Below are 20,247 nucleotides of genomic sequence, written 5' to 3' on the forward strand. Positions count from 1 at the left end.
TTAGCAACCCGTGCAAGGGGGGGCTTTTTTTCCTACTTGGCGCAGACGTGCTCCAGGACGACGGAGGCCATGAGCCCGGCGCAGACGGAGACGCGGGGGGCGCAAGGCGGGTTCTCGGGGCCGACGTTGGTGACGCCGTCGCCGACGATGTAGGCATGTTCTTTGAGCTTCCGGATGACGATGGGCGGGCTGTTGGGAATCCCGGCCATGCCGCTGCCCATGACGATGAATTTCTTGCCGCCGAGGAAGTGCTCCAGGAAGAGGCGCTTGGCTTCGGGCCGGTCGAAGGCTTCGAAGACGTAGTCGGCCTCCTGGAAGTAGCAGCCGATGTTCTCTTCGGTGATCCGCACCTGGTGGGTGGTGATTTCCACGGCCGGGTTGATGGCCCGCAGGCGCTTGGCCAGCGAGTCCACCTTGGGCAGGCCCACTTCGTCGAGGAAGTAGTACTGGCGGTTGAGGTTCTTGGCCTCCAGCACGTCGAAATCAATGATTTCCAAATGCTTGAAGCCGCTCCTAACCAGGGCGACGGCGATATTGGAGCCCAGCCCGCCCGCTCCGGCGATGCCGATGCGGGTTGAGCGGATGTGCTGCCACTGGTGGGGCTTGTAGTAGGCCTTTACGGCGGCCTCGAAGGGGTTGGCGTCAGAGTCGGCGCCAGTCGGTGAATACTGGGTCATAGCCTTTGGTGATGAGCATTTTTTTGACTTCCGCCAGGGAGCGCTCGTCGCTCGGGGCGAACTGGCCGTCGTGATCGACACGGGGCCTGGCGTAACCGCCGACGGTGGTGGCCGATGCGGCGGAGATTTGCGTGACCATGATCGGGAGGACGTTGTCGCGGAAGCGGGCGTTCTCCCGGGTGGAAAGGGTGATGCATACCCGGGGAAAGAGGATGCGGGCGATGCACATGATGCGCACGAGGACTTCGTCGCTGATGGGCTTGGGCTTCACGAGCGCGCCCTCGATGGGCAGCAGGCGCGGGAAGGAAATGGCGATGTCGGTGCCGGGGAAGCGGTTCTCGACGTCGGCGACGTGGGCGAAAAGCGCCTCCACTTCGGGCCGCCAGTCGTTGAGCCCCAGGAGGGCCCCAAAGCCGACCCGGCGAATCCCGGCCTCGGCGGCGCGGTAGGGGGTGCCCAGCCGGTAGCGGTAATCGTGCTTGCGCCCCTTGGGGTGCAGCGACGGGTAGAGGGCTTCGTCGTAGGTTTCCTGGAAGCAGGTCATGCCATCTACCCCGGCGGCGACGAGCTGCCGGTAGTCGTCGGTGTCCATGGGCTGGACCTCGACGGCGATGTTGGGAAAGTACTTTTTCGCGATTTCGACGGCCTCGATCAGGTAGGAAAGGGGGCTTTTAATGTGCGATTCGCCGGTGAGCAGCAGCACGTTCTGGATGCCGGTGGCGGCGAGGGCTTTGCACTCGGCGTCGATCTGCTCCGGGGTGAGCTTTTCGCGTTTGATGTGCATGCGGCTGCTGAATCCACAGTAGACGCACGCGTTTTCGCAGAAGTTGGAGATATAGAGCGGCGCAAACAGGCTGATGGCCCGTCCCCAGTACTGCCGCGTAATCCGTTGTGCCTCCTGGGCGAGATCCTCCGTGTCGCGCTGAAAGAGCGCGTCGAGTTTACTCATGGAGGAACCCCGTTAGAGGCGAAGAGGCCCGCGCGATGGCGGATTGGTCACCCGCTCCGGCTTCCCAGGCCAGGCGGCCTGCGGCGACGGCCTGGGCGAAGGCCTCGGCCATCAGGGCCGGGTGCTCCGCTGAGGCGACGGCGGTATTGACGAGGACGGCATCCGCGCCGATCTCCATGGCTTCCGCGGCATGGGAGGGGCGGCCGATGCCCGCGTCGACGATGATGGGGACTTCGTGAATCTCGTTGATGAGCACTTCAATAAGAGTGCGGGTGCGCAGGCCCTGATTGCTGCCGATGAGCGAGCCGAGCGGCATGACGGCGGCGGCTCCGGCTTTGACGAGGTCGCGGGCCACGTAGAGATCGGGGCTGACGTAGGGGAGCACCACGAAGCCTTCGGCGGCGAGGATCTCGGTCGCTTTGATCGTTTCCTGATTGTCGGGCAGCAGGTACTTGCTATCCGTCATGATCTCAATTTTGACCCAGTTGCCGAGCCCGGTTTCGCGGCTCATGCGGGCGATTCGGACGGCCTCTTTGGCGTTGCGGGCGCCGGAGGTGTTGGCCAAAAGCGTGACGCCCTCGGGAATGTACGAGACGATGTTGTCCTCGTTTTTCTCGATGTCGATGCGGCGCAGGGCGACGGTCACCACGTCCGTTTTCGAACGCTGGATGACTTCCTGCAACTCTTGTTTGCTTTTGAATTTCCCAGTCCCAAGCAAGAAACGGCTGGAGAGGCTGACGCCTCCGATCACTAATTCACTCATGGTAGTCCTAACCGCCGCCGACGAACGCGACGACCTCGATCTGGTCGCCTGCATTGAGCGGAGTCGTGGCCCAGGCCGTTTTTTTGGCCAGGTTGCCATTCTGCTCAATGACAATGGTCTCCGGGCTTAAGTGGTAGGCTTCCACCAGCTCTGCGAGCGTTCCGGCAGTGGTATCCACTGATTTTCCATTAAGACTGATATTCATGTCGAGACACCTTTTGTAAAAATAAAGGAGCCAGCTTCGCCGCGCGTACGATGCCGACGGTACGGGCCCCGGATTGGATGACGCCATCGATGTTCGTTTCGTCGATTCCTCCAATGGCTACGAAAGGGAGCGGGATGTTTTCGGCGACTTCGCGCACGTACTCGAGCCCGACGGCGGGGCGGCCCGGCTTGGTGGGGGTGGGGTAGACGGGCCCGGCGGAGATGTAATCCGCGCCTTCGCTGAGCGCCTGGCGGGCTTGCGTGAGGTTGTGGGTCGTTTTGCCCAGGACGAGGTGCTCTCCCAGGGTTTTGCGCGTTTCCACGGTGTCGGTGTCCTGGCCGATGTGGACGCCGTCGGCGCCGATTTCGCGGGCCAGCTCGGCGTAGTCATCAAGGAGAAAGAGCGCGCTGCCGCGCCGGGGGTGGGCCTGGATTTGGGCCGCCTTGGAGCGGATCTCATCGGCGCTTCCCTTTTTGTCGCGCAGCTGGATAATCGTCACCCCGTCCTCAAGGGCGCGGGTCAGTACGTCCGGATCATCCGAAATCACATAAAGCGCTCCGGCGAAAAAGGCGGCTACGTCTGGTTTGGTGCGGCTCACGGGGTAAATCCTAGAATCTTGATCTAGATTATCAAGCATTGATTATTTTTTCATCGCCGCACTTTTTTAAACCGTTGCTGATTTCTGATTTGCGAACGGGCAAAATACTGTAAGTTCGGTGCACACCCATGAAATTCCGCTTCACTCTCGCCTGCCTGGCTGCCGCAGCCATGGTTTTTTCCTATACCGGCTGCGATAAAGTCCAAAAAATTCTTCACCGCGCTCCCAAGGAGCCAGTTGTTGCCGCCGAGACGGCCACGCCGACCCCCGCGACGCCTACGCCGAAACCGGCGACGCCCACTCCCACTCCCAAGATTACGGCCAACCATGATGCGAGCGTGATTGTGCTCTGCTACCACCGTTTTGAGGACATTAAGAGCGCCATGTCCACGAAGCCGGAGGATTTCGATAAGGAGATGCAGGCGATTAAGGATAGCGGGTTCACGGTGATTTCCATGCAAGACTTCCTGGCCTGGCGGCGCGATGAGAAGCCGATCCCGGCCAAGAGCGCGCTCATTACGATCGACGACGGCTATGTTTCCGCTTACGAGAACGCTTGGCCGATTCTTAAGAAATACGGCTACCCGTTCACGATGTTCGTCTATATCCAGTATGTGAACTCGGGCGGTAAGTCGGTGAGCTGGGATCAGCTCGCGGAACTGCGCGACGCGGGGGTTGAGATCGGCTGCCACAGCTTTACGCATCAGAATTTAAAAGGCCGCACTCCGAAGGCCGTGGCCGACCAGCAGAAGCTTGGCGGGCTTGATCAATGGCTGAAACGCGAGGTCGCCGACTCCAAGAAGGTGATCGAGGACCGCCTTGGCATCAAGGTGAGTGTGTTCGCTTACCCGGAAGGCGCTTACAATGAAAAGGCGCGCGAGGCGGTGCGGCAGGCTGGGTACGAGGCGGCGTTTGTGACTTACGGACAGCGGAATACGTTCAGCGCCCCGGCGGCGGATTTGATCGGACGCTATGCGATCGAGCAGGGCAAGCCCAAGACGTTTAACGACGCGCTGGCGATGATCGGCGGCGGGATGGGCCCGGTGGGATCGGCTGTGATGGCGGCTCCGGCGATGGCCTCGGCTCCGGCGACCCCGGCTTTGCCGACGGTTCCCTCGGAAGGGGCGACGGTTTCTGATGCGAAGCCGAAGATTAGCGCGGTGCTGACGAGTCTCGGAGCGTTGGAGCCCGAGAGCGTGCAGATGCGCATCAGCGGGTTTGGGCTTGTTCCGGCGAAGTATGATGCGGCCTCGCAGACGATTTCCTTCCAGCCGACCACGCAGCCGCTGCGCGATAAGGATTACACAGTGATCGTGTCGGGTAAGGTGAACGGCAAGCGTGCCGAAGCCCGGTGGAGCTTCAAGTTTGACCCGGCGGCAAAGAAGTAGGCAGAAGGGAAACGGAAGTTTCCAGAAGGGATGCAAGGGGCAAGCCCCTTGCCGGGGACTGGGGCAGCGCCCCAGCATCCAAACCCATTCTGCAATGGCGGGCTCAAAAAAACCGTGGCGTTTTTACAAGGCCCTATCGCCCGCCTTGCACGCGCTGGAGAGCGAAGCGACTCCGCCAAGCGCCTTGGGCGCTTATCCTCTTGCTCGCCCCGAGCCCCGAAAAATCGCTGCGCTCTTTTCGGGGCGGCAAGGCGGGCATTCGTGGAATGAAATCGCGGGTTTATTCAAAACGCCGCTTTGAAAAGGTGGGTAAAAGCCCGCCTTGCCGGAAAAGGCAGATGGGAGGCTCTGCCTCCCAAACCCTCCGGCAGGAGGCATTGCCTCCTGCACCTCATCCCGGAAACTTCGTTTCCGTTTGGCAGAGGCAGGTCCAGACGTCGCCGAACTCCTCTTTTACCCGCGCTTGGAGGGCCGGGCCGCCGGTTTCCTCGCGCAGTACGGCGAAGCTGGTGGACCCCGATCCGGACATAAGTGCTCCGGCGGTTTCCGGCTGGCGCAGGAGCCAGCGTTTCAGGGTGGGCAGGAAGAGGTGTTTCTCAAACACGGGCCGCTCCAGGTCGTTAACGAGGGTTCCCCACGAAAAGCTCTGCGGGCCGTAGGGGACTTCGGGGATTTCCCGGGAGTCTTTCCATCGGCTATACGCCCAGGGGGTCGGTACGCCAAAAGCGGGTTTAATCAAAAGCAGCGGAATTTTTTGCGAAAACACAACCGGTTCGACGATTTCCCCCCGGCCCCGGCAAAACGCGGCTCCTCCGGCGAGGAAAAACGGGACGTCCGAGCCGAGTTCCGCCGCCAGGGCGTGGATCGTTTCGGGCGAAAGCGGGGCGGCGAAAAGTTCGTTGAGGGCCAGCAGTGTGTTGGCGGCATCTGAACTGCCGCCGCCGAGGCCCGCGCCGTGGGGAATGGCTTTCTCCAGGTGAATGTGGATGGAGGGGGCCGCCTTGAGCGTTTCGAAAAACCGGCGGGCAGCCCGGACCACGAGGTTCGAGTCGTCACACGGCAGCGAGGGGTCGCTGCACGCAAAGGTCAGGCCGGGGGCTTTCTCCAGGCTCAGCGTATCGGCCAGGGTGAGGGGGACCATCAGCGATTCGAGTTCGTGAAACCCATCGGGGCGCTTCCCCTTGATGGCGAGCGAGAGGTTGATTTTGGCCGGTGCTTTGCGTTGCATGAGAGGGTCAAAAGCGTAGCAGGCCGAGGGCTTCCCGTCCATTTTTTGCTCAGGTCCCGAAACCTCGGCGTGGGGACGTGGGCAAATCGACTTACAGAGTGGCTGGTGGGGGCCGCGATTGGGGGAGGGCTGGCGTTGCTGGTTAGCGCGCTGGCCAATGCGCTCATCAATCCCTCACCGCTTCCGCCGGTTGCCGAGAAACAGCCGCCGCTTGCGTCCCCATCTGCCGGGCCGCGGGTGGCGCCTCAGCCGGATTCTCCGGAAGCGACGCCGACGCCGGTCCCTGACCGCAACGAAATCCGGCTGCCGATTCCGCCGCCCAAATCCGAGCCAGTGCGCACGAGTGTGCAGCCGCCCGATCCGTGGACCTGCGACAGTGCGGGCCGGACGCTCTTTATGCAGGCGGCAGGGCAGGCGGATATCCCGCGTATGGAGGGGCTCCTCGGGCAGGGGGCCGACGTGAACCAGATGGATGGGCAGGCCCACACAGCGCTTTTCTATGCCATTCGCGCCCAGTCGGTTCCGACGGTGGATTGGCTGCTCGGCCACGGGGCCGATCCGGACATGGTGGGCTGCGACGGAGGAACGCCGCTGACGTATGGGCTGGAGACGTGGAATCTTGCGGTGATCGAGCCGCTCTTGTGGGCGCGCGCGCCGCGCTCCTGGTGCCCGGCCACGCGCGAGGCGCTTTACGCGGCGGTCCGGACGAAGGACCGGCCGATGATTCGCTCGCTGCTGGCGGCCCACTGGGAGCCGCCGACGCTGGAGGATTCGCGCCAGCCGCTCCTGGCTTACACGCTGGTGTGGGGGACGGTGGATCAGTTCTTTCTCCTGCTGGAGTGCGGGGTGGACCCGAATACGCCGCTGGAAAGCCCGGTGGACAAGTCTTTTGCGCAGTGGATCAAAAACCGCAGTTTCCGCGAATACCTGGAATCGGATTCAGGGTTCACGGTGCTGATGGTGGCGGCGGCGCAGGGGCGGCTGGATTGCGTGCAGGCGCTGCTGGCCTGCGGTGCGCGGCGTTCGGCGCACACGGGGCGTTGCCGGATGACGGCGATGGATTTCGCCTCGCGCTACGACGCTTCCCCGGAAATGCTGCAAGTCTTACTCGGTAAGAGCCCGCGCCAGGAGGATCAGAAGATGTGGGTGGATGTCTCGATCAACCGCCAGCGGGCGGTGTTCTACAAGGACGGCCAGGTGGCGATGGTGACGCCGGTTTCGACCGGTAAACCCGGCTACCCGACGCCGACGGGGCGCTTTGTGGTGACGGATAAGGATAAGCTGCGGATGTCGTCCATTTACCACGGGGCGTGCATGCCGTATTTCATGCGGATGAGCTGCCGGGACTTCGGCATGCATGCCGGGGTGGTGCCGGGTTATCCGGCTTCGCACGGGTGCATCCGGCTGCCGTATGATTCGGCCATGAAGCTGTTTCGCGAGGTGGAAGTCGGCACGCTCGTGACGATTTCGCAGTAGCAGGCGGTTCGGGTGGTCTGAGCCATTTGCCGACCTCAGCCCCGGCTGCTTCTATCCGTGATAGGGTAGGATGCCTTGCAGCAAGAAAACGCAGCCGAGGGCGCCAAAGGCGAGGCCAATCATCCAAAAATGGCGTTTCCTCGTCAGGGCCGCGATGGCGGCGACGGCTATGGCGATCTGGAACATCGTTACGCCACGGGCCAAAATGACGTGTTGATGAAGATGGGCCTCGGCTTTGGCTCGCCGGTGTTCTGCTTCCGTCCGAATCTGTTGCTGTTCCTTGGCGTATTCATCCAGCTTGGTTTCATCCGTGGCGCTTGCCGGTTTGTCGAGAGCCTTTAGGATTTCCGTCCGGGTGCCGAGCACCGCCGCTTTGATTCCTTTGGACTGGTAAAAGGCCCACTGATTGGCCGACTCGATTTCATTTACCATCGCTTCGTTGGCGTGGAACCCGGCCAGCAGGCTGCATACCGCCGCAAAGGCTGCCAAAATCGCGGTGCTTAGAGCCACCCATGCGACCCATCGTTCCCCGGAAGCATGGGCATGCTTTTCGACATGTTCTTGCAGGTGTTCGAGTGGGACTTCGGGTTCTTCCATAGGTATCGGTGGCTCGGACTAAGTTTACGCGAGCTTTTCCGCCGCCTTTTCCCATGCGGCGTTAGCCCGTTCCAGGTCTTCGGTGACGGCCATCAATTCGCGGTTAAGCTCCATGGCGTTGCCCCCGGCGGCGTAGGATTCCGGTTTTTCCAGCTCGGCGGTGAGCTCCTTTTGGCGGCATTCGAGGGCGAGGATTTTCGCTTCGAGGGCCTGGATGCGCTTTTCCTCTTCGCGCCGGAGTGCGGAGGCGGCTTTGCGGGCGTCGGCTTCGGCGCGGCGCTTCTCTCGCTGTTCGCGCATGCCCATCGGGGCGGAGGCTGTGGAGGCGTCGGCGGGCGCGGCCGGGTTGGCCCCGGGCTGGGCGTTGTGGAGCTTTTCTCCGGAGACAAGGGCGGCACGTTCGGATTCGGCCCGCGTTTTGTCGAGGAAGTATTGGTAATCGCCCGGGTAAAACGCCGGTTTCCCCGCGCTGATGTGCAGGACGGAGGTGGCGATGGAGCGGATGAAGTGGACGTCGTGGCTGATGAAGAGCAGCGTCCCTTCGTACTGCTTGAGCGCGTTGATGAGCGCGTCAATCGAGCCGACGTCCAAGTGTGTGGTCGGCTCGTCCATCAGCATGAGGTTGGGCGGGTCGAGCAGCAGGCGCACGAGGGCGAGGCGGGTTTTTTCGCCGCCGCTCAGGACGGAGACAGGCTTGAAGACGTCGTCGCCCTGGAAGAGGAAGGAGCCGAGGACGGTGCGGGACTCTTGTTCGGAGGGGGGCTTGTCCATGTCCTGGACGCTCTGGAGCACGGTGTGCTTGGGGTTGAGCATCTCGACGCGGTATTGGGAGAAGTAGCCGACTTTGACGTTGTGGCCCAGTTCGCGTGTGCCGCTCTGGACGGGGAGGACGCCCGCGAGGAGTTTGATGAGGGTCGATTTGCCCGCGCCGTTGGGGCCGACTAAGACGGTGCGCTGGCCGCGCTCGGCTTGGAAGTCGAGGCCGCGGTAGACGCAGAGGTCGCCGTAGGCGTGGTCGATATGATTCAGGGTGATGACGCGCTGGCCGCTGCGGGGCGGCTGGGGAAAGTGGAAGTGGACGGTTTTTTGCGCGGAGGCGGGGGCCTCGATTTTCTCCATCCGCTCGATTTGCTTGAGTTTGCTCTGGGCCTGGGTGGCTTTGGTGGCCTTGGCGTGGAAGCGGTTGTAGAAGTCCTGGAGCGCGGCGATTTCCTTCTGCTGGTTTTTGTACGCGGCGAGCTGCTGGGCGTCGCGGGCGACTTTCTCTGCCACGTAGCTATCCCAGTTGCCCCGGTAACGGTGGAGGCGCTTTTGCGCGATCTCGACGATGGAGCCGACGAGCGCGTTGAGGAATTCGCGGTCGTGCGAGATCATCAGGATCGCACCCGGGTAGGAGGCGAGGTACTGCTGGAACCAGCCGAGGGACTCCAGGTCGAGGTGGTTGGTCGGTTCGTCCAGCAGGAGGAGATCGGGCTCCATGACGAGGAGGCGGGCGAGGTGGGCTCGCATGACCCAGCCGCCGCTGAGCGTCCGGGCCGGGCGCTCGAAGTCGGAGGTGCGGAAGGCGAGGCCCGCCAGGATGCGCTTGGCTTTGGGTTCGAGCCGCCAGCCGTCGGCTTCGTCGAATACACGCAGCGCTTCGTGGTACTCGGGCGAATCCTCCGCGGCGGTGCGCATGATGCGCTGGGCGCTGGCGATGGCGGGGGTGACGGCGCAGGCGAGTTCGAGGACGGTTTCTTCGCTTACCGGGGCGCTTTCCTGCGGCAGGTAGCCCAGCGTGGCGGAGCGTTCGAGCGATACCGCGCCGTCGTCGGCCTGGGCATCGCCCATGATCAGCGAAAAGAGGGTGGTTTTTCCCGCGCCGTTGGGGCCGACGAGCCCGATGCGGTCGCCACGGTTGACCTGGAGGGAGGCGTTCTCAAAGAGGACGCGGCCGCCGAATGATTTGCTGAGCTGAGAGATGGTTAGCACGGAAAAAACAACGTCCTCGGGTTGCAAAAAGGCGCAAAAGAAAACTCCTTTGCGCCTCTGCGTCTATGCGTGAGACTTTTCTAGTGACTAGGGCCGCGCGGCTTCGATTTTGACGATTTCCGCGAGGCGGTCGCCGTGCTCGGTCGGGACGTTGAGCTTTTCGCCGACGCCGTGGCTGATGAGGACCTGTGCGATCTGCGCTTTGTAGGAGATGATGCCGGCCTTGGGGTCGCTGTCCCAGGCGCCCAGGATGCTGTAGACGTCGGTGGTGCCGTCAGCTTCCTTGATGGTGACTTTGGTGCCGATGTTGACGACCTTGGTGTCGGGATTCTTAAAGTCGGTGCCCCGGGCGATTGAGAGATCGCGCTCCATTTCCGCGCGGCGCCGCGAGAGGACGCGCTGCATTTCCTTGGCGGCCTTGAACTCGAAGTTCTCGCGAAGGTCGCCGTAGGAGCGGGCGACGGAGATTTCTTTGATGTTCTCGGGGATCTTCTTGTTGACGAGTTCGTCGAGCTCGATCTTGCGCTTTTCGAGGCTTTCCCAGGAGACGATGAGGGCTTCTTGTTTTTCGGTGAGGTTGTCGCCCGCGATCATGGACTCCATTTCGGGGTAGATCCGGACGATGCGGCCCAGGATGGAGCGCTTGTTGAGTTCCTCGAAGACGCCGGAGAGCATCACTTTGCGGATGGTGTCGCGGACGGTTTCGGGGGTGGCTCCGGCGAGCATGTCGGGGATGAGTTCGCGGTCTTCCAGGATGAGGTCGTGGAGCTTGGTGCCGCGCTTGATGTCGTTGAACTGGTCGCGCTCCAGGGCGGAGAGGGTGGCGGAGAGGACGCGGGCATCGACCATGGAGGCGAAGACGCCGCCGCGCTCTTTGCAGAGCCAGGTGAGGACTTCGGTGGAGATGGTGTGGTCGCCCAGCCAGCGTTCGAGTTCGTGCTGGTACTCGGCTTTTTTGTCCTGGTCGAGGAGGATGCGGGCGCTTTCGGTGACGACGCGCACGCTGCTCTTGCTCATCAGCGAGAGGATTTTCTCTACCCATTGGTCGCCATAGGCGGAGGGGAAGGCGGCCAGGACGCGGCGCTGTTTGGCGGCGGGTACGTCGTTGAGGATCTCGTGCAGGCGGCGTTCTTCTTCGACGAGGATTTCGTTCAGAGTGATCGAGCCTTCGCCTTTGGGCAGGCCGGTGATGGAGGCGATTTCGTCGCGCTCGAGGATGAGCTCCAGGGCTTGGGCGGTGTTGAGGCGGCGGGTTTTTTGCGCGGCGTCTTCGACGGTGGCGACGACGGCGGCGAGTTCATTGCTGCCTTTGAATTCGTCGATGCTCTTGAGGATCTGGTCGAGGGCGTTGATCTGGGCCTTGGTCTGGCGCGCGGAGTTGAAGGCGGCAAGCAGTTCGTCGGTGTGCGAGATCGGTTTCTCGCGGAGCACGATGGGCTCGGATTTCTTGGTGGGGAAGGCGATGAGGCCGTCTTTTTTGAGGAGTTTCTTGGTCGAGTCCCACCAGCGTTTGAATTCGGCTTCGTTGAAAATTTCGCCCGAGAGGGACTGGGCTATCTGGTCCTGGTTGGCGCGGCCGCCGAAGTTTTCGAGGATGGAGCGGACGAGGGCGACGGGGTCTTCCTTGGCGAGGCTCTTGACGGTGTCGGCTTCGGTGACTTTGCGCACGAGGATGTGGTCCTCGGGAAGGGGGGTCAGCGACTCGGCAGCGTAATCGAGCTGCATGGTGTGGCCCTTTTTGGTCTTGAAGTCGATGGTGGCCTGGTTGAGGAGGAAATTGATTTCGGCGATGCGCCCGAACCCCCAGCTTTTATGCAGACAGTAGGTCCCCTCAGGGAGCTTTTCTAGGGATGTGGCGGTATCTGGAGTGAGTTTGCCCGCTTGGACGGCTTTTTCAATCTCTGCTTGCATAGGATTTATTAAGATAGGGAACCGGCGCGGGATTGGCTAACGAAAATTAAAGTTTCTTTTTCCCGCCAAAAAAGGCATTTCATGCTGAGCGCTTTCTTTGCGCTGATTGAGCACTGTTTTTACCTCCTTTTCGCCTACGATACACCTTCATGCCCCGTCTTTCCGAAGATCTTCATATTCTCCTGGAAGAAGCCCGGTTACGCCCGCTCTGCGTTGGGGAAATGGAGGCGCGCTTGCAGAGCCGGGGCTTTGCTTTGCTGATGATGCTCTTGGCGGCTCCGTTTCTGGTGCCAAGTGTGCCGGGGCTCTCGACGCCGTTTGGCCTGGCGATCATGGGGATGGGGCTGCGCCTGGCGTGCGGACGCAAGCCGTGGCTGCCGCAAAGTGTGCTGCGTCGCGAGCTGCCCTCCCGGGTGCTGGAGCGGATTCTGCGGGGGCTGATCCGGGTGGTGGGGGCGATGGAGCGGGTGGCCCGGCCCCGGTGGGCTGGGATGTATGAGGGGGCGTTGATGCGGGCGCTGATCGGGCTGGCGATTGCCTCGGGCGGGGTGTTTCTCTTTTTGCCGATCATGGTGCCGGTGATGAATACGCTGCCGACGGTGTCGATCCTGTTGCTCGCCGCCGGGCTGATGGAGCGCGACGGGCTTTTTATTCTGGCGGGCTATGGGTTTGGGGTGCTGGCGTGGGTTTATTTCGGGGCGTGGATCTGGGCGGGAAAGGCTGGGTTCCAGGCGCTGCACCGGTTGTTTTAAGGGCTCGCCGTTAGGAAGAAAGCGGGGAGATACTCACGCAAAGCCGCAAAGGCGCAAAGAAGACAAAGGCAGGCGTTCTCCTTCTTTGCGGCTTTGCGTGAAACCACTGCCTTTTTTCCGTCTTTGTACGTGTTGGTATTCGGGAGGCGTGGGCGTAAAAAAACGTCCCACCGCGAGCCGGAACCCGGGGTGGGACGTTTGGGGGAAAGATTTCCGGGCGCTAGGGCTATTTTTCCCGCAGGCCGCCTTGTTCTAGTCCGCTGAGGAAGTCGGCGTAGGTGTGCCGGATGCCAGCTTCGAGGTCGTACTTTGGCCGCCAGCCGGTGGCGAGCAGTTTGGAGCTGTCCATGTATTTGCGCGGGGTGCCGTCGGGTTTGGTCGGGTCCCAGAGGAGTTCGCCTTTGAAACCGGTGACGCGCGCGATGGTCCGGGCGAGCTCGGCGATGGTGACGTCGGAGCCGTAGCCGACGTTGATCCAGTCCGGCGGGTTGTCCATTTGCAGGGTGGCCATGCAGGCTTCGGCGAGGTCGTCGACGTGCAGGAATTCGCGCAGCGCTACGCCGGTGCCCCAGAGGGTGACGGTGGGGGCGTGGGTTTGCACGGCTTCGTGGAAGCGGCGCAACAGGGCGGGCAGGACGTGGGAGTTCTGTGGGTGGTAGTTGTCGCCGGGGCCGTAGAGGTTCGTCGGCATGGCGGAGTGGAAGAGGACGCCGTACTGCTTGCGGTAGTGCTGGCAGAGCTTGAGGCCGGCGATTTTGGCGATGGCGTAGGCTTCGTTGGTCGGCTCCAGGGGGGAGGTGAGCAGGCACTCTTCCTGCATTGGCTGGGGGGCTTCGCGCGGGTAAATGCACGAGCTGCCGAGGAAGAGGAGGTGCTCGACGCCGTGGGTGTAGGCTTCGTGGATGACGTTGTGGGCGCTGGCGAGGTTGACGTGGATGAAGTCCGCCGGGTAGGTGGCGTTGGCGTGGATGCCGCCGACTTTCGCCGCCGCGACGATGACGATTTCCGGTTTTTCCTTGGCGAAGAAGTCGCGCACGGCCGCTTGTTCGCAGAGGTCGAGCTCGGCGTGGGTGCGGAGGATGAGGTTGCAGCATCCCCGCGCCTGGAGCGCCCGGACGATGGCGGCTCCGACCATGCCCCGGTGGCCCGCCACGTAGATGCGTTTGGATGGATCAATTTGCATAAGAATTTTTAGGAGAAAAACGAAGGTTTCCGAATAGCAGAAAACACAGACGCCTCTTTTCGGCCTCTGTGTTCTCCGTGACACTCTGTGGTGAGTTTTTTCTTATTTCCCGGCCGTTTCGTTGTAGGCCAGTTCGCGGCGAGCGAGTTCGAGGTCGGCCTCGGTCATGATGCGCACGAGTTCTTTGAAGCGGACTTTGGGCTCCCAGTTGATCTGGCGCTTGAGTTTGCACGGGTCGCCGATCAAGAGATCGACTTCGCTTGGGCGCTCGTAGCGGGCGTCGTGTTTGACGTATTTCTGCCAGTCGAGGCCGAGGAGGCCGAAGCATTCTTCGCAGAATTCCCGGATGGTGTGGGTCTCGCCGGTGGCGCAGACGTAGTCGTCCGGTTTATCCTGCTGGAGCATGAGCCACATGACTTCGACGTATTCCTTGGCGTAGCCCCAGTCGCGCTTGGCTTCCAGGTTGCCGAGGTAGAGGGAGTCTTGCAGGCCCATCTTGATGCGCGTGGCGGCCCGGGTGATTTTCCGGGTGACGAAGGTCTCGCCGCGGCGCGGGCTTTCGTGGTTGAAGAGGATGCCGTTGGAGGCGTGCAGGTTGTAGGCTTCGCGGTAGTTGACGGTGAGCCAGTAGGCGAACACTTTGGCGCAGCCGTAGGGGGAGCGCGGGTGGAAGGGGGTGGTCTCGCTCTGGGGTACTTCGGCGACTTTGCCGAACATTTCGGAGGAGGAGGCCTGGTAGTAGCGGACGTCCTGGGCCAGGCCGGATTCGCGGATGGCTTCCAGGATGCGGATGGCGCCGAGGCCGGTGACGTCGCCGGTGTATTCGGGCACGTCGAAGGAGACGCGCACGTGGCTCTGGGCGCCGAGGTTGTAGATTTCGTCGGGCTTCAAATCATAGAGAAGCTTGACCATCTGGACTGAGTCGGCCAGGTCGCCGTAATGAAGGAAAAGGTGGCCTCCCTTGGCGTGCGGGTCGTTGTAGATGTGCTCGATGCGGCTCGTGTTAAACGTTGAAGACCGCCGGATGATGCCGTGGACTTCGTAGCCTTTTTGGAGCAGCAACTCCGCCAGATAGGATCCATCCTGTCCTGTGATGCCGGTAATGAGTGCTTTCTTCATGTGGCCGTTATTGAAGCGGAAGAACGTGCTTTTGTAATTGCGCAAACGCGCAAAACATGCTTTAGGAAATGCGCAAAACTAATGCGAAAATCTGCCTCTATTTCCGGTGTGGTCGCCGTGGCATTTCCTTCGATTACCGAGGCTGAATTGGCCGTATTGGAAGGAATAAAAAGTGGGCTTGCGGCGGTGCGCGGGCTGGAGATCCTGGTGCTTTCGGGCGGTTACGAAGGGGCGCTGAGGCGGCTGGTGGGGATGAAGGAGCTGGCGGGGGCTATTGGGGATTTTGTAAGCGAGGCGTGGCTGCTGCCGCTGCGGGAGGGCGGGGTGAGGGTGGTGCAGCTGGCGCAGTGTTCGCGGATCCCGTCGGTGCCGAATGTGGAGCCGGATTTCGTGGCGATGGGCCAGGGGGCGGCTCAAGCGCTCCGGGCGGATGGGGCGGGGGAGTATGTGTTTATCGGTTCGCCGGGGCAATATGCGTCTGAAAGGTTGCTGGAGGGGTTTTCGCGGGAGGTGGAGCCGTTTGCGGTGGTTAGCGGCGTTTCGCAGGCGCAGATCCGCGAGGCGCTGAGGCAGGTTCCGGGGCCGCTGGGGGTATTCGCGGGTTCGGACCGGCAGGCGCGGCTGGCGGTGGGGGCGGCCCGCGAGCTGGGGCGGCGCATTCCGGATGATGTGGCCGTGATCGGGGTGGGGGATGACCGCCTGGAGTCGCTCTACGCGGGGATTCCGCTTTCGAGCTATGCCCTGCCGGGGCGCGAGCTGGGGCGGATCGCGGCGGATTGTCTCCTGGGCAATGCGGCGGCGACGGAGCTGCGTCCGGTCGGTATTTTGCACGAGCGCAAGAGCAGCCTGCGCTCGCCGACGGGGCTGGACCGGGCGCTCATCTACGCCCGCAGTAATCTGGAGGAGCCGCTGCAAGTGGCCGATCTCTGCCGGATCGCGGGGATGTCGCGGCGTTCGTTTGAAACCGCCATGCAGAATGCCCACGGGACGAGCCCCTCGCGCTACCTTGAGGGGCTGCGGCGGGAGCGGGCGGAGACGCTGCTTACCACGACGGCGCAAAGTGTGCAGGAGATTGCGCGGCTGTGCGGCTACCCGGAGCCGTGCGTTTTTTCCACGGCTTTCCGGCGCTGGACGGGGCGGACGCCGAGCGAGTTCCGCCGGGGGTGAAATCGCGCTCTCTTTTAGGCTGAAAAAGTTTCCGCTTTCCCGCATCATCTAGAGCCATTGTGAAACTAGCTACCTTTGGAGAGATCTTGTTGCGCTTGAGCCCGCCCGGGCACTCGCGAATTGCCCAATCGACGATGTTCGAGGCCATCTTTGCGGGAGCGGAGGCCAATGTGGCCGTGGCGGCTGCCGCTCTGGGGCACCATGTGGAGTTCCTCTCGGTCCTGCCCGCGAATAAAGTGGCCGATACGGCGCTGCATCACCTGAATTTCTGGGGGGTGCAGACGGACCGGATCCTCCGCGCCGGGCACCGGCTGGGGATTTACTTTTTCGAATACGGATTTGGCCAGCGCGGCTCGGAGGTGATTTACGACCGCGAGGGCTCGGCGATTTCGGAGGCCGCGCCGGAGAGTTACGACTGGCCCCGGCTGCTGGAGGATATCGACTGGCTCCATACTTCCGGCATCACGGCGGCGCTTTCGCCCAAATCCGCCCGGGCGACTGCCGATGCCCTGGCCACGGCCCGCAAGCTGGGCATCCACACCAGCCTGGACCTCAACTACCGTAGCAAGCTCTGGACGCGCGAGCAGGCGCGCAAGACCATGGAGCCGATGCTGGAGGGGCTGGATCTTTTTATTGCCAATGCCGGGCAGGTAAAGGAGCTCTTCGGCATCGAGGGCGAGACTCCGGCGGAGGTGGCCGACAAGACTCGGCGGAAGTTTGGCATTAAGAGCGTCGCCTTTGCCCTGCGCAATACCGACGAGCACGAGCGCCACTTCCGGGCGGCGGCTTGGGCGGATGAGAAAACGGTCTTTACCACGGACTGGTTTCGCTGCGCCATTCTGGAACCGCTCGGGGGCGGGGATGCCTTCGCGGGCGCGCTCATCGCCTCGCTCTGGGAGAAGCATGACCCGCGTTACGCCATTGAATTCGCCGTGGCGGCGGCGTGTCTCAAGCACACCATCCCGGGCGATTTTGCCAAGAGCAGCCGGGAGGAAATTGACACGTTCTTAGCCAAGGGCGTGCAGGTGGGCGTGGCGCGGTAGGCGCGCGGATTTTCTTATCTATCCTAAAAAGAAAAGCCGCGTCCGGGGATACGGGCGCGGCCTGTTTTGAGTTCTATTGCTCTCTTTTTCGCGGGCGATGCCTATAGCTCCTTAAGCAGCCGGGCGTGGATGCCGTCGAAGCCGCCGTTGCTAAAGACCGCGACGATGTCGCCGCTCTGGGCGAGCGGTTTCAGGCGGGCGATGATCTCGCTGACGCCCGGTTCGTAGAAGGCCGGTTTGCCGGTGGCGGCGATGTCGGCGATGACCTGCTCGGGGTGGAGCCGCTCGGCTTCTGCGAGCTGATCCATCCGGGCCACCTTGGCGATGATGACGCCGTCGGCGTCGGCAAAGGCCTTGGGGAGTTCGTGCTGGAAGACGGCCCGCCGCGTGGTGTTCGAGCGGGGCTCGAAGATGGCCCAGAGCCGCGCGCCGGGGTACTGGTGGCGCAGCCCGGCGAGGGTTTGCTTGATGGCCGTCGGGTGATGGCCAAAGTCGTCGATGATCTTGATCCCGCGCACCTCGCCGCGCACTTCCTGGCGGCGTAGGACGCCCTCGAAGCTGGCGACCGCTTTCTGGATCGTCTCCAGCGGAATCTCGTAGAACCGGGCGGCCGCGATGGCCATGGCGGCGTTGCGCACGTTGTATTCGCCCACGAGCTGGAGGGCGAAGCGGGTGCCGAAAAGCGTGAACTCGGAGCCAGCGGGTGTGTATTGCGCCGCCTCGATGCGGTAGTCGGCGTGCTCGCCGAAGCCGACGGTTTTCGTCGGCGCGGGGCAGGTTTTCTGGACGTCGAGGCAGTTGGCGTCGTCGGCGTTGAGGAGCGCCAGGCCGTTGCCGGGGACGATGTTGAGCATCCGGCGGAAGCTCAGCTTGATTTCGTCGATGTTGTTGAAAATGTCGGCGTGGTCGAACTCAATGTTGTTCACGATGGCCACCTCGGGCATGTAGTGAACGAATTTGCTGCGTTTGTCGAAGAAGGCCGTGTCGTATTCGTCGCCTTCGAGGACAACGTAGGCGGAATCGCGGAAGCGCGCCCCCTGGCCGAGGTTCTTGGGGATGCCGCCGATAAGATAGCTGGGCTCGAACTTCGCGGTTTCCAAAATCCAGGTCAGCAGCGAGGTGGTGGTGGTTTTGCCGTGCGTGCCGCAGACGACGAGGTTGTGGCGGCCGCGCAGGAAGAATTCCTTGAGCGTTTCGGGCAGCGAAAGGTAGTAGAGCTTCCGGTTGAGGACGGCCTCCACCTCTGGGTTGCCGCGCTTCATGGCATTGCCCACGACGATGAGCTGGGCGCTCTCCGGCAGGTTTTCGGGACGGTAGCCGGGGGTGATTTTAACGCCTTTCTCCTCTAGGAAGGTGGACATCGGGGGGTAGACGTTTTCGTCCGAGCCGGTGACCGTGAAGCCGCGTTCTTGCAGGGCCGCCGCGACGGACCCCATGGCCGTGCCGCAGATGCCAAGGAAGTGGATGTGTTGAACGTTCATGTGGAATGAGGCGCCCAGCAAAGCGCAGGCGCGGGAAAAAAGCAACGCTTCGCCTCTTTTCGCCTTGGGGCGGGCGCGTTATGGCGGCAAAAGTGTTCCGTCCGAAACGGTGTGGCCGCGCGCCATTTCTAGATGAAGGATAAACAAATCGAGTTTTTCGATTGATCGTGCAACCCGGTGTCATTAAGAAACAACGCACCGTTCCGCCCGCAATGAGAACTAAACTGCTACGCTACTTCGCTCCGATGATCCTCGTGGGAATCGTGCTGGCGTGGTCTGGCGCTTCGGCTCCGGCCGCGTTTTTCGGGCTTTTCGGTGTGAAAAAGGCCAGCGAATCGCTCCGCAAGCAGGACCCGCCCCAGGTGGTTCCCCGGGTGCTGGAGCGCGTGACGTCCGGCAACGCCCACGTACTCGTCTCGCTGGGCAAACAGCGGGCTTACCTCCTCGTGGGCAATGAGATCGCCATTGATACGCCGATTTCCTCCGGCAAGGCCGCGGGGATGACGCCGACGGGGTGCTTCCATGTTCAGGAAAAGGACCCGGACCACCGGTCCAACATTTACGGCAACTTTGTCGACAGCCAGGGGCGCGTGGTGCGGGCGGGGGTCAGCTCCCGGATTGATTCGGCTCCGAGCGGCACGCATTTCGAGGGGGCCCCGATGTATTATTTCATGCGGATCTCCGAGGGGGTGGGGATGCATATCGGGATTCTACCGGGCTACCCGGCCTCCCACGGCTGCATCCGGATGCCAGCGGAAATCGCGCCGATGTTCTACCAGCGGGTGAAAATCGGCACGACGGTGGAAGTGGTCCACTAAGGTCCTACATACGCGGCAAAAGCCACGAAAATGTAACCTTCCTTCCGTTTGACGCCAGAGAGGGAGGATGCTATTCTGGCGCATCTTCGACCAGAATCTTTCCCTGCTTAACCGTCAGGTGTTGGTTTTGAACCGGCTGTGGCAAGCCGTCAATGTCACCACCGTCCGTAGGGCCTTCACGCTCATCTGCCAAGGCCACGCGCAGATTGTCTCTCGTGACGGGGAAAATAATTACACAACGCACGACTTCGAGAGTTGGCGCGATTTTTCCGTTCGCGAGCCGGAGCCGGAGATGGTCAAAACGATTTCCTTCAGAATCCGCATTCCGCGCGTCATCGTGCTGCTCTTTTTCGACCGGACGCTCAAGAAGGAGATCAAGTTTACTCGCAACAACATCTTTGAGCGGGATAAAAACACTTGTCAGTATTGCGGCAAGGTTTTCGACCGCAAGGAGTTGAACCTCGACCACGTGCTGCCGCGCGACCGGGGGGGCAAGACGACCTGGGAAAATATTGTCTGCTCGTGCATTCCTTGCAATAGCCGCAAGGCCAACCGCCTGCCGCACGAGGCCGGGATGCGCCTTATTAAGAAGCCCGAACGCCCGAAATGGCGTCCGTTCCTTCAGTTCAAGTACAGCGGCGCGCAGCAGGAGGCGTGGAAACACTTCCTGGATGTGGCGTACTGGAACGTCGAGCTGGGCAACGACGGGGCGTAGCGGCTCTGGGGCAAAAGTTGGGCCGCAAAAAGGCGCAAAAGGCGCAAATTCAGAGGCCTGAACGCCTAAAATACCCTGCGGATCTCCGCTTTTGAGCCATTTTGACCTCGTTCCCAATCTCCAGATTGGGAACGTCTTCTGTCTGCGAATCTTTGATTCGTTCTGTGCGCAGATGGAATCAGAGAGGGTTATGTCCGCTTTAGAGG

General features: G+C 62.0%; 19 protein-coding genes. 7 read left to right on the forward strand and 12 right to left on the reverse strand.

Annotated features, from left to right (window positions below):
• Positions 1–32: 32 nt before the first annotated feature.
• The 5 genes from thiF to thiE are packed head-to-tail and all read right to left on the reverse strand — an operon-like array spanning position 33 to position 3,192.
• On the reverse strand, positions 33–677 hold the full coding sequence (gene thiF, locus B2828_RS13995; protein ID WP_479634383.1) for a sulfur carrier protein ThiS adenylyltransferase ThiF: 645 nt from the start codon (positions 675–677) through the stop codon (positions 33–35).
• The gene (thiH, locus tag B2828_RS14000; RefSeq protein WP_479634384.1) at positions 643–1,626 is read right to left on the reverse strand and encodes a 2-iminoacetate synthase ThiH; all 984 of its coding nucleotides are present in this window, start codon (positions 1,624–1,626) and stop codon (positions 643–645) included. The genes thiF and thiH overlap by 35 nt, the downstream gene beginning before the upstream one ends.
• Positions 1,619–2,389, reverse strand: coding sequence for a thiazole synthase (locus B2828_RS14005; protein WP_479634385.1), 771 nt, complete (start codon positions 2,387–2,389; stop codon positions 1,619–1,621). The genes thiH and B2828_RS14005 overlap by 8 nt, the downstream gene beginning before the upstream one ends.
• 7 nt (positions 2,390–2,396) lie before the next feature.
• The gene (gene thiS, locus B2828_RS14010) at positions 2,397–2,594 is read right to left on the reverse strand and encodes a sulfur carrier protein ThiS (protein WP_479634386.1); all 198 of its coding nucleotides are present in this window, start codon (positions 2,592–2,594) and stop codon (positions 2,397–2,399) included.
• Positions 2,578–3,192: a thiamine phosphate synthase gene (gene thiE, locus B2828_RS14015; RefSeq protein WP_479634387.1), complete on the reverse strand. Its 615-nt coding sequence runs from the start codon at positions 3,190–3,192 to the stop codon at positions 2,578–2,580. Before thiE ends, thiS begins: the two co-directional genes overlap by 17 nt.
• A 128-nt stretch (positions 3,193–3,320) precedes the next feature.
• Between thiE and B2828_RS14020 the strand changes: the two genes are divergently transcribed.
• On the forward strand, positions 3,321–4,580 hold the full coding sequence (locus B2828_RS14020; RefSeq protein ID WP_479634388.1) for a polysaccharide deacetylase family protein: 1,260 nt from the start codon (positions 3,321–3,323) through the stop codon (positions 4,578–4,580).
• 391 nt (positions 4,581–4,971) lie between these two features.
• On the opposite strand, the gene ispE is transcribed toward B2828_RS14020, so the two are convergent.
• Positions 4,972–5,808 (reverse strand): 4-(cytidine 5'-diphospho)-2-C-methyl-D-erythritol kinase, encoded by an 837-nt coding sequence (gene ispE, locus B2828_RS14025; RefSeq protein WP_479634389.1) that lies wholly within the window; start codon positions 5,806–5,808, stop codon positions 4,972–4,974.
• Between the two features lie 45 nt (positions 5,809–5,853).
• Between ispE and B2828_RS14030 the strand changes: the two genes are divergently transcribed.
• Positions 5,854–7,284 (forward strand): ankyrin repeat domain-containing protein, encoded by a 1,431-nt coding sequence (locus B2828_RS14030; protein WP_479634390.1) that lies wholly within the window; start codon positions 5,854–5,856, stop codon positions 7,282–7,284.
• Between the two features lie 51 nt (positions 7,285–7,335).
• Here B2828_RS14030 and B2828_RS14035 read toward each other — a convergent pair whose 3' ends face one another.
• The 3 genes from B2828_RS14035 to B2828_RS14045 all read right to left on the reverse strand — a co-directional run bounded on the left by B2828_RS14035 (position 7,336) and on the right by B2828_RS14045 (position 11,763).
• Complete coding sequence (locus tag B2828_RS14035) at positions 7,336–7,881, reverse strand: DUF4337 domain-containing protein (protein WP_479634391.1); 546 nt, start codon at positions 7,879–7,881, stop codon at positions 7,336–7,338.
• Between the two features lie 24 nt (positions 7,882–7,905).
• Entirely contained in the window at positions 7,906–9,852 is a 1,947-nt protein-coding gene (locus tag B2828_RS14040; RefSeq protein WP_479634392.1) for an ABC-F family ATP-binding cassette domain-containing protein, read from the reverse strand.
• A gap of 87 nt (positions 9,853–9,939) precedes the next feature.
• Entirely contained in the window at positions 9,940–11,763 is a 1,824-nt protein-coding gene (locus B2828_RS14045; RefSeq protein ID WP_479634393.1) for a GreA/GreB family elongation factor, read from the reverse strand.
• Between the two features lie 149 nt (positions 11,764–11,912).
• Here B2828_RS14045 and B2828_RS14050 point away from each other — a divergent pair, with 149 nt between their 5' ends.
• On the forward strand, positions 11,913–12,515 hold the full coding sequence (locus B2828_RS14050; protein ID WP_479634394.1) for an exopolysaccharide biosynthesis protein: 603 nt from the start codon (positions 11,913–11,915) through the stop codon (positions 12,513–12,515).
• Between the two features lie 226 nt (positions 12,516–12,741).
• Here B2828_RS14050 and B2828_RS14055 read toward each other — a convergent pair whose 3' ends face one another.
• Entirely contained in the window at positions 12,742–13,698 is a 957-nt protein-coding gene (locus B2828_RS14055) for a GDP-L-fucose synthase family protein (RefSeq protein ID WP_479634395.1), read from the reverse strand.
• 102 nt (positions 13,699–13,800) lie between these two features.
• Positions 13,801–14,817 (reverse strand): GDP-mannose 4,6-dehydratase, encoded by a 1,017-nt coding sequence (gene gmd / locus B2828_RS14060; RefSeq protein ID WP_479634396.1) that lies wholly within the window; start codon positions 14,815–14,817, stop codon positions 13,801–13,803.
• Between the two features lie 81 nt (positions 14,818–14,898).
• Between gmd and B2828_RS14065 the strand changes: the two genes are divergently transcribed.
• Positions 14,899–15,984, forward strand: coding sequence for a helix-turn-helix domain-containing protein (locus tag B2828_RS14065; RefSeq protein ID WP_479634397.1), 1,086 nt, complete (start codon positions 14,899–14,901; stop codon positions 15,982–15,984).
• A 59-nt stretch (positions 15,985–16,043) separates the two neighbouring features.
• On the forward strand, positions 16,044–17,027 hold the full coding sequence (locus B2828_RS14070; RefSeq protein ID WP_479634398.1) for a PfkB family carbohydrate kinase: 984 nt from the start codon (positions 16,044–16,046) through the stop codon (positions 17,025–17,027).
• 101 nt (positions 17,028–17,128) lie between these two features.
• Here B2828_RS14070 and mpl read toward each other — a convergent pair whose 3' ends face one another.
• The gene (gene mpl, locus B2828_RS14075; RefSeq protein WP_479634399.1) at positions 17,129–18,508 is read right to left on the reverse strand and encodes a UDP-N-acetylmuramate:L-alanyl-gamma-D-glutamyl-meso-diaminopimelate ligase; all 1,380 of its coding nucleotides are present in this window, start codon (positions 18,506–18,508) and stop codon (positions 17,129–17,131) included.
• 212 nt (positions 18,509–18,720) lie between these two features.
• On the opposite strand from mpl, the gene B2828_RS14080 reads away from it, so the two are divergent.
• The gene (locus B2828_RS14080) at positions 18,721–19,326 is read left to right on the forward strand and encodes a L,D-transpeptidase family protein (protein ID WP_479634400.1); all 606 of its coding nucleotides are present in this window, start codon (positions 18,721–18,723) and stop codon (positions 19,324–19,326) included.
• Between the two features lie 67 nt (positions 19,327–19,393).
• Positions 19,394–20,041 (forward strand): HNH endonuclease, encoded by a 648-nt coding sequence (locus tag B2828_RS14085; protein ID WP_479634401.1) that lies wholly within the window; start codon positions 19,394–19,396, stop codon positions 20,039–20,041.
• Positions 20,042–20,247 lie beyond the last annotated feature (206 nt).

The organism is Spartobacteria bacterium UBA695 (genome assembly GCA_002298145.1).
Classification (GTDB): Bacteria; Verrucomicrobiota; Verrucomicrobiia; order Chthoniobacterales; family Chthoniobacteraceae; genus UBA695.

Bases quoted from the DNA above. Each gene is read 5' to 3' on its own strand.
- ispE (WP_479634389.1), bottom strand. From the start codon at position 5,808: ATGCAACGCAAAGCACCGGCCAAAATCAACCTCTCGCTCGCCATCAAG.
- B2828_RS14085 (WP_479634401.1), top strand. From the start codon at position 19,394: ATGCTATTCTGGCGCATCTTCGACCAGAATCTTTCCCTGCTTAACCGT.
- B2828_RS14065 (WP_479634397.1), top strand. From the start codon at position 14,899: ATGCGAAAATCTGCCTCTATTTCCGGTGTGGTCGCCGTGGCATTTCCT.
- B2828_RS14045 (WP_479634393.1), bottom strand. From the start codon at position 11,763: ATGCAAGCAGAGATTGAAAAAGCCGTCCAAGCGGGCAAACTCACTCCA.
- B2828_RS14055 (WP_479634395.1), bottom strand. From the start codon at position 13,698: ATGCAAATTGATCCATCCAAACGCATCTACGTGGCGGGCCACCGGGGC.
- B2828_RS14035 (WP_479634391.1), bottom strand. From the start codon at position 7,881: ATGGAAGAACCCGAAGTCCCACTCGAACACCTGCAAGAACATGTCGAA.
- gmd (WP_479634396.1), bottom strand. From the start codon at position 14,817: ATGAAGAAAGCACTCATTACCGGCATCACAGGACAGGATGGATCCTAT.
- thiF (WP_479634383.1), bottom strand. From the start codon at position 677: ATGACCCAGTATTCACCGACTGGCGCCGACTCTGACGCCAACCCCTTC.
- thiH (WP_479634384.1), bottom strand. From the start codon at position 1,626: ATGAGTAAACTCGACGCGCTCTTTCAGCGCGACACGGAGGATCTCGCC.
- thiS (WP_479634386.1), bottom strand. From the start codon at position 2,594: ATGAATATCAGTCTTAATGGAAAATCAGTGGATACCACTGCCGGAACG.
- B2828_RS14020 (WP_479634388.1), top strand. From the start codon at position 3,321: ATGAAATTCCGCTTCACTCTCGCCTGCCTGGCTGCCGCAGCCATGGTT.
- mpl (WP_479634399.1), bottom strand. From the start codon at position 18,508: ATGAACGTTCAACACATCCACTTCCTTGGCATCTGCGGCACGGCCATG.
- B2828_RS14080 (WP_479634400.1), top strand. From the start codon at position 18,721: ATGAGAACTAAACTGCTACGCTACTTCGCTCCGATGATCCTCGTGGGA.
- B2828_RS14005 (WP_479634385.1), bottom strand. From the start codon at position 2,389: ATGAGTGAATTAGTGATCGGAGGCGTCAGCCTCTCCAGCCGTTTCTTG.
- B2828_RS14050 (WP_479634394.1), top strand. From the start codon at position 11,913: ATGCCCCGTCTTTCCGAAGATCTTCATATTCTCCTGGAAGAAGCCCGG.